We start from the raw sequence: 8130 nt of genomic DNA on the forward strand, positions 1-8130 counted from the left end.
GGGAACAGTTTTTAACTGTTCCCGATTTTGCGTTATACGGACGTATTTGCAGCGTTGGTTTATATCAGGATATAGAAATCCTGTCATAAACCGGCGCTTCTTTTGCATATAATACAAAGCAAAGGAGTGAAAACATGTCTGCATATCATCGGTTAATATCATATATTTATGCATACGAGGGCGGAATCAAAGGGAAAAATACGGGATTTGCGAAATTGGAGACGCGGGGAACTTCCTGCCGGATTCAGGTCAGCGTCCGCCGTGTCTTTGCGGGCGGCAGCCCGATCGGAGTATACCTTCTGGCAGGGCAGGAGGAGATCCGTATCGGCACCCTGTTTGTCCGTGGCGGAAATGGGGAGTTCCGTGCCGTCGTCAATTGTGAAAATATTGAAGGAAGCGGCTGCAATATGGAAGAGTGCTGTGGTCTGACTCTTCATGAGACGGACAGCGCATGGCGTGCCTATACGACGATTTGGGAAGATGCCGTCGCGCATGCGGCAGAGGTTGAACTGGCGGATGTGACTGCTGAGAAAGTGCGGGAGCAGGAAGCAGAGAAGGAAGAGGCAACGCGGAAACTGGCAGAGAATGTATCTGGGGAAGTGAACAGTGCGTCTGTAGGGAAAGAAAAATTGGATGAGGCGTCAGAACTTACCCGGTCGGGAGAAATGGAGAGTCAGGACACATCCACGGAGACAGAGAAGAAAGAAGCTGTGAATATAAACGAAACGGACTTCGGAATCAGCCAGCCCCAGTCAGAAAAGCTGGAGGATTCAAACCTGGAGATTTTCGAGGACACGGAAACCATGGAAGCGGTTCCAGATATCTCAGAAACATCCGATCATCAAGAGGTAGAAATTGTTCAGGAAGCGCAAACAGAAACACCGCAAGAAAGTTTTCAGGAATCCAATCAGGAAGCGCAAACGGAGACACCGCAGGAAAGTTCTCAGGAATCCAATCAGGAAGCGCAGACAGAGGCGCGACGGAAAGATTCTCAAGAATCCACCCGGGAAGTCCGGAAAGAGGCGCTTCCAGATTCTCCACCAGACCATCAAGAAGCATTTCAGCCAGGCTCTCAAAATCAAAAACAACCACAACCAGATTCATCCAAGGAATTTCCGAAAGAAGATCCCGCTGAGTCCCTCTGGAATCGTCTGCGTGCTGCCTATCCCAAAGTAACCGCCTTCGAATGCGCCGACGGCTGCGAGATTCTGGTAATCAAACCGCAGGATATCGGGCTTCTGCCGCGGGAAAACTGGGTGTATGGAAATAACAGCTTTCTTCTGCACGGTTACTACAACTACCGATATCTGATTCTGGCGAGGCTGGGGAAATCTGGCGAACGGGGGCGCTACATTCTGGGCGTGCCGGGACATTATGGAAACAATGAAAAATATATGGCGGCGATGTTCGGCTTTGACCGCTTTGTCCGTTCCACCCGACAGCCGCCGCGCGATAGCCGGTTCGGGTATTGGTATACGGATTTGAATTTTACATAAAAGCCGGTCGATCCTTTTAGAGAACTCTTGACAAAGGATAGCTTTTCTGGGTAGGATGGACACGGGTCAAATGCTTTCAGGTGTTTGGTTGGTAGCGGATCAAACTTGTCGGGAAACTGGGATAAGGATGTCTGTTGTTGGAAGCGGATGAATTTGAACGGAGGAAAAAACAGTGGCAGCAAAATTGACACGGGAAGAGAAATATATGAAAGCGGCGATCCGCGAGGCGAAGAAAGCCTGGGCGCTCGGAGAAGTGCCGATCGGCTGCGTGATCGTGTATGAGGACAAAATCATCGGCAGGGGTTACAACCGCCGGATGGTCGATCATAGCGCGCTGGCACATGCGGAGATCGCGGCAGTCAAAAAAGCGTGCAAGCGCATGGGCGACTGGCGCCTGGAAGAATGTGAGCTGTACGTGACGCTGGAACCGTGCCCGATGTGCGCGGGGGCGATCGTGCAGGCGCGGATTCCAAAAGTTTACATCGGTTCCATGAACCCGAAAGCCGGCTGCGCCGGTTCGGTACTGAATCTTCTGGATGAAAAAGGATTCAATCATCAGGTGGAGACAGAAGAAGGACTTTTGGGCGAGGAATGTTCGATGATGTTGAAAGAATTTTTCAAAGAATTGCGTGAAAAGAGAAAAAAGAAGAAAGAAGAAAAAGCTGGTGAATGATTTCCACCAGCTTTTTGCATTCCATATTTCCCATTCAAACCGAAAAATACAGTCCTTATTTGATTACGTGGATCCAGCCCTCCGGAGCTTTGATGTGACCCATCTGGATGCCGGTCAGTGTCTCGTAGAGTTTCTGGGTAACCGAACCCATCTTCTCCATACCTGCCGGGAAGCAGATTTCCTTGCCGTGGTCAACGATCTTGCCAACCGGGGAGATAACAGCTGCGGTACCGCACAGGCCGCACTCTGCGAAATCTTTTACTTCGTCTAAGTATACTTCACGCTCTTCGGTCTCCATGCCAAGGTAATCTCTTGCAACCTGCAGGATAGAACGGCGTGTGATAGACGGAAGGATGCTGTTGGACTTCGGAGTTACCAGCTTGCCGTCTTTGGTGATAAAGATAACGTTTGCGCCGCCGGTCTCCTCGATCTTGGTACGTGTCTGCGGATCCAGGTAGATGTTCTCATCGAAACCGTTTTTATGAGCATCGACGATCGCATGCAGGCTCATCGCATAGTTTAATCCGGCTTTGATGTGACCGGTTCCGTGAGGTGCTGCACGGTCGAAATCGCTGACGCGGATGGTGATCGGTTTAGCGCCGCCCTTGAAGTACGGGCCAACCGGTGTACAGAATACGCGGAACTGATAGATGTTTGCCGGTTTAACGCCGATAATGGAATCATAACCGAACATATACGGGCGGATGTACAGGGTTGCACCGGAACCATACGGCGGTACGAATGCTGCGTTGGCTTCTACTACTTTTGTGATGGCGTCTACGAAGCGCTCCTTCGGGAATGGCGGCATTTCAAGACCTTTTGCGGAATTCTCCATACGCTCGCCGTTTAAGTCAGGACGGAACGTAACGATATGGCCGTCCTCGGTCGTATACGCTTTCAGACCCTCGAAGCAAGTCTGTGCATACTGCAGAACACAGGCACATTCATTCAGGGTAATATTCGGGTCGGAGGTAAGGGCGCCTTCGTCCCAGGAACCATTCTGGTACATGGAAACATAGCGGTAATCCGTTGGCATATAGCCGAAACCGATGTTGCTCCAGTCGATATTTTTCTTTTCCATAATCGTTGCTCCAATCTTACAGAATTTTATGATTTAGTAACTGTTTGACTTTTTGCAGTCGCTAGATTTATACCTATTATAATAATTTCTTTCTTCTGTTGCAAGATTCTGGGATAAAAAATGATAAAAAAACAATAATAATGTATTCTTGTGTATTTTTATACAATGCTTGTTAGTCAAGCTCCGGCTTGACAAAACGGCGGCTGCCATGTATACTAAACAGGCTGACGGTCTGCAGGTCATTCCGTCATATAAGATCAAGTCATAAAGTTTCCGCACAGCCGGGGAGTTAGCGGTGCCCTGTACCTGCAATCCGCTATAGCAGGGGTGTTGTCCGACCGAGGGCGTTTTTACTGTGGGGCTGCCCCTGAAAAGTGGCGTTGAAGTCTGGGTCTTGCGCAACAGAAATCTGTGAACCGTGTCAGGGCAGGAATGCAGCAGCACTAAGCAGAAGCTTCTGTGTGCCGCAAGGCAGCCTGGACCGAGTTAACTGTCAGGGTAACGTCCATGGCATACGTTCGAAGCCGGGCGTGCGGATTTTTTTATTTCATAGGAAATTGCTTCCTATGAAATAAAAAATAGAAAATAATAGATACAGAAACAAGCATTTTTGCAGGTGTGTGAATATAGCCGGGATATGTGGAATTTGATTTGCCAAGGGGTAGGAATACCGTGCCGGAGCAGATTAAAAGCGCGTATCCCGGTATTTTTATGTCTATGATATTTGTAAGGAATTTTTTCTTGCCCGCGGGATATGATTGTATTATAATTACAAAATGGGTGTAGTTTATCCTGATATGGGGGTTGTTGGAAACTTAGAATAAGGGTAACTGTGAAGGTACTGGACGGTTATGAAGAAAGGGAAAGCGCTCATGAGAAGAATCGGTATGTTAACCAGCGGCGGCGACTGCCAGAGCTTAAATGCGACGATGCGAGGCGTGGCAAAATCGCTGTACAAGATGTTCGATGACATAGAGATAGTTGGATTTGAAGACGGCTATAAAGGTCTTATGTATGCAGACTACCGGATTATGAAACAGTCGGATTTTTCCGGGATTCTGACACGCGGAGGTACGATTCTGGGAACTTCCAGACAGCCTTTCAAGCTGATGCGGACGCCGGACGAGAACGGTCTGGATAAAGTGGAAGCGATGAAACACACCTATTACAAGCTGAAACTGGAATGCCTCGTCATTTTAGGCGGCAACGGCAGCCAGAAGACGGCAAATCTGCTGCGGGAGGAAGGACTCAATATCGTTTCTCTTCCGAAGACCATAGACAACGATCTCTGGGGCAGCGATCTTACGTTTGGATTCCATAGTGCGGTTGATGTAGCGACCAATGCCATCGACTGTATTCATACGACGGCGGCGTCTCATGGCAGAGTCTTCATCGTGGAGATCATGGGCCACAAGGTGGGATGGCTGGCGCTCTATGCAGGCATCGCGGGCGGAGCTGACATCATTCTCCTGCCGGAGATCCCGTATGATATTGATGTGGTGGTAAATGCGATCCGCAGCCGTACTAAAAATGGCAAGAATTTCACGATTCTGGCGGTCGCAGAGGGCGCGATTTCCAAGGAAAATGCAGCCCTGACCAAGAAAGAATTAAAAGAAAAGAAGAAAAATGGACCGGTTTATCCGTCGGTCGCTTACGAGCTGGGCGCCCAGATTTCCGAGCGGACGGGGCAGGAGATCCGTGTGACGGTTCCGGGGCATATGCAGCGCGGAGGCGAGCCATGCCCGTATGACCGCGTGATTGCGACGCGCCTCGGCGCGGAGGCAGCAGAGATGATCCGCCGCAAAGAATACGGCTATATGGTTGCTTTAAACAACAATAAGATTGAAAAAATTCCGCTCGCGGACATTGCCGGTAAATTAAAGATGGTCGATCCGAAGAGCGATATTATCCGGGAAGCTAAGGATGTAGGCATCAGCTTCGGCGACGAATAGTAAGGAAGTAGTAGTTTATGTCATATACAGCACTGTACAGAAAATGGCGTCCGACGTCCTTTGAAGAGGTCCGGGGTCAGGACCATATCGTAAAGACCCTGAAAAATCAGATCAACTCCGGGCGGATCGGGCACGCGTACCTCTTCTGCGGGACGCGCGGAACCGGTAAGACGAGTATTGCCAAGATCTTTGCACGGGCAGTCAACTGTGAACATCCGGTGGACGGCAGCCCCTGCGGCGAGTGCAGTATGTGCCGCCAGATTGCGGAAGGAGCTTCCCTCAATGTGGTGGAGATCGATGCGGCATCCAACAATGGCGTGGAAAATATCCGTGATATCCGGGAGCAGGTGCAGTACCCGCCGACGGATGGGCGCTACCGCGTCTACATCATTGACGAGGTTCATATGCTTTCGATTGGCGCGTTCAATGCGCTCTTAAAGACGCTGGAAGAACCGCCGTCCTACGTTATATTTATCTTGGCGACGACGGAGGTCCACAAGATCCCGATCACGATCCTGTCCCGGTGCCAGAGATATGATTTCAAGCGGATCTCGATCGATACCATCGCGGGACGGCTGGCGGAGCTGACGCAGGCGGAGCAGATCGATGTAGACGATCGGGCACTTAGGTATGTGGCACGTGCGGCGGATGGCTCGATGCGAGATGCGTTAAGTCTTCTCGATCAGTGCGTGGCGTTCCATTTCGGGGAAAAGCTGACGTATGACAATGTGCTCGAGGTGTTGGGCGCGGTCGATAACCGCGTGTTCAGCAAGCTGTTTCAGGCGGTGCTTGCAAGTGATACGAAGGCGTGCATCCGTGAGATTGAGGAAATGATCATCCAGGGGCGCGATCTTTCGCAGCTCGTCAACGATTTCGTCTGGTATATGCGAAATCTCCTGATTGCCAAGACGACCGACGAACCGGGCGATATGCTCGATATGTCGGAGGAAAATCTGGCAGTTTTAAAGGAAGAGGCGGCAGGCGTTGATACGGAAACGCTGATGCGTTACATCCGTATTTTCTCGGAGCTTTCCGGGCAGCTGCGCTACGCGTCGCAGAAGCGGATTCTGGTGGAGATTGCCTTTATCAAGCTGACGACGCCGTCGATGGAACAGAATCTTGATTCCATTTTACAGCGGATTACGCTATTAGAGCAGAAAATGCAGGAAATGCCGGACAATCTACAGAAACTGGCGTCCCTTGCACCGGCAGCGGGGCAGGCGGCATCCTCCAAAACGGCTGTGGTGGAAACGCCGCCTGAGCCGAAGACGGTATCCCTTCCGCCGGCACAGTACGAAGATCTGATGCTGATGCGGAAAGAATGGGGACGGATTGCGTCCCTGAGCCAGCTTGTGGGTTCGATTAGGCTCAGTCTTCCCAAGACAAGTGTAGAACCGGCGGGCGAAGGCTGCCTTTGCATTGTGTGTACAGATGAAAATACGTTTGGAATTATCAATCGGGAGCCTGAGCTTAAGAATTTGCAGGAAGTAGTGCAAGAAAAATACAAAAAGACTCTGCAATTTAAAGTCCGTTTAGAATCATCTGCTGTGCCTCAAAGAACGGTTTATGTCAGTGATGAGGATTTAAAGAACGCAATCCATACCGATGTGATTGTCGAAGAGGATGATTCCGTGTAGTGGAGCTTACCAAAGATGAGCCTTGTTTTGTAATGCAAGAAGCTGTGATTAAATACAGATAAATGATATTAGTGGGTTTATATGATATATAGAACCGGCTGCAATCGGCAGCCAGTCTGAATATAAATAAAAAGAAGTGAAAGAGAGGAATGACACCATGGCAAAACGTGGCGGTTTCCCAGGCGGTATGCCGGGCAATATGAACAATTTAATGAAGCAGGCGCAGAGAATGCAGCGCCAGATGGAAGAGAAGCAGAAAGAGCTGGAGGAGAAGCAGTACAGCGCATCCGCAGGCGGCGGCGCTGTAACCGTAACCGTATCTGGTAAAAAAGAGGTTCTTTCCGTGAAACTGTCTGAGGAAGTAGTGGATCCGGATGATATCGAGATGTTAGAGGATCTGATCGTGGCGGCGACCAACGAGGCATTTCGTCAGGCGGAAGAGGACAGCAGCCAGATGATGTCCCAGTTGACCGGTGGCCTTGGCGGTCTGGGAGGCGGATTCCCGTTTTAAGCGATGGATTATTACAGTAGCCAGATTAGCAAGCTAATCGAAGAATTGTCAAAACTTCCCGGAATCGGAAGTAAATCGGCGCAGCGTCTTGCATTTCATATCATCAATATGCCGGAAGAACAGGTCAGGCACTTGTCCGGCGCGATTCTGGAAGCCAAGCAGAATGTGCGTTACTGCAAGGAGTGCTGCACATTGACTGATAAGGAACTGTGCCCGATCTGCAGCAGCGACCGGCGAGATCATGAGACGATCATGGTGGTGGAAAATACGCGCGATCTGGCGGCATATGAAAAGACAGGAAAATACAACGGGGTCTATCATGTGCTGCATGGGGCGATCTCCCCGATGCTGGGGATCGGGCCGGGCGACATCCGGCTCAAGGAGCTGATGACTCGCCTGCAGAAAGAGGAGGTTCGTGAGGTCATTATCGCAACCAACTCAAGCCTGGAGGGCGAGACGACCGCGATGTATTTGAGCAAGCTGATTAAGCCGACAGGGATCCGGGTGACGCGAATCGCCAGCGGCGTTCCGGTCGGGGGCGACTTGGAATATATTGATGAGGTAACGCTTCTGCGCGCGCTGGATGGGCGTACAGAGCTGTAGCCGGTGAGCAAATAAAACGTTACTGGGCACGTATGTGTGAACAGTAACAATAAAACTTCTGCCGCGGCAGGAAGTTAGGAGATGCATAAGATGGATAAATACGAGTTTAACATCAAGGTAGAGCAGATTAAGAAACTGGTTAACAAGGGAGATTTCGAGACGGCGATGAAGATCGCC

Annotated in this window: 7 protein-coding genes and 1 other RNA gene; 7 read left to right on the top strand and 1 reads right to left on the bottom strand. The window is 50.3% G+C overall.

Annotation, left to right across the window (positions count from 1 at the left end):
• The first annotated feature begins 134 nt into the window (after nucleotides 1-134).
• Both QVO97_RS03655 and tadA read left to right on the top strand, forming a co-directional pair.
• Nucleotides 135-1496, top strand: a complete 1362-nt coding sequence (locus tag QVO97_RS03655) for a DUF6128 domain-containing protein (RefSeq protein WP_022359045.1) — start codon at nucleotides 135-137, stop codon at nucleotides 1494-1496.
• A 172-nt stretch (nucleotides 1497-1668) separates the two neighbouring features.
• Nucleotides 1669-2169: a tRNA adenosine(34) deaminase TadA gene (gene tadA / locus QVO97_RS03660; protein ID WP_022359046.1), complete on the top strand. Its 501-nt coding sequence runs from the start codon at nucleotides 1669-1671 to the stop codon at nucleotides 2167-2169.
• A 55-nt stretch (nucleotides 2170-2224) separates the two neighbouring features.
• Here tadA and QVO97_RS03665 read toward each other — a convergent pair whose 3' ends face one another.
• Complete coding sequence (locus QVO97_RS03665) at nucleotides 2225-3250, bottom strand: branched-chain amino acid aminotransferase (RefSeq protein ID WP_022359047.1); 1026 nt, start codon at nucleotides 3248-3250, stop codon at nucleotides 2225-2227.
• A gap of 273 nt (nucleotides 3251-3523) precedes the next feature.
• On the opposite strand from QVO97_RS03665, the gene ffs reads away from it, so the two are divergent.
• The 5 genes from ffs (at nucleotide 3524) to recR (ending at nucleotide 7953) form a co-directional block, all read left to right on the top strand.
• An RNA gene (ffs, locus tag QVO97_RS03670) (signal recognition particle sRNA large type) lies at nucleotides 3524-3786 on the top strand.
• Nucleotides 3787-4122: 336 nt separating this feature from the next.
• The gene (locus QVO97_RS03675) at nucleotides 4123-5202 is read left to right on the top strand and encodes a 6-phosphofructokinase (RefSeq protein WP_117796688.1); all 1080 of its coding nucleotides are present in this window, start codon (nucleotides 4123-4125) and stop codon (nucleotides 5200-5202) included.
• Between the two features lie 17 nt (nucleotides 5203-5219).
• Nucleotides 5220-6839, top strand: a complete 1620-nt coding sequence (gene dnaX / locus QVO97_RS03680; RefSeq protein WP_022359049.1) for a DNA polymerase III subunit gamma/tau — start codon at nucleotides 5220-5222, stop codon at nucleotides 6837-6839.
• A 157-nt stretch (nucleotides 6840-6996) separates the two neighbouring features.
• Nucleotides 6997-7350 (top strand): YbaB/EbfC family nucleoid-associated protein, encoded by a 354-nt coding sequence (locus QVO97_RS03685; RefSeq protein WP_022359050.1) that lies wholly within the window; start codon nucleotides 6997-6999, stop codon nucleotides 7348-7350.
• A 3-nt stretch (nucleotides 7351-7353) separates the two neighbouring features.
• The gene (gene recR / locus QVO97_RS03690) at nucleotides 7354-7953 is read left to right on the top strand and encodes a recombination mediator RecR (RefSeq protein ID WP_022359051.1); all 600 of its coding nucleotides are present in this window, start codon (nucleotides 7354-7356) and stop codon (nucleotides 7951-7953) included.
• Nucleotides 7954-8130 lie beyond the last annotated feature (177 nt).

Origin of the sequence: Clostridium sp. CAG:43 (assembly GCF_000434655.1) — a bacterium.
GTDB classification, from domain to species: domain Bacteria; phylum Bacillota; class Clostridia; order Lachnospirales; family Lachnospiraceae; genus Otoolea; species Otoolea fessa.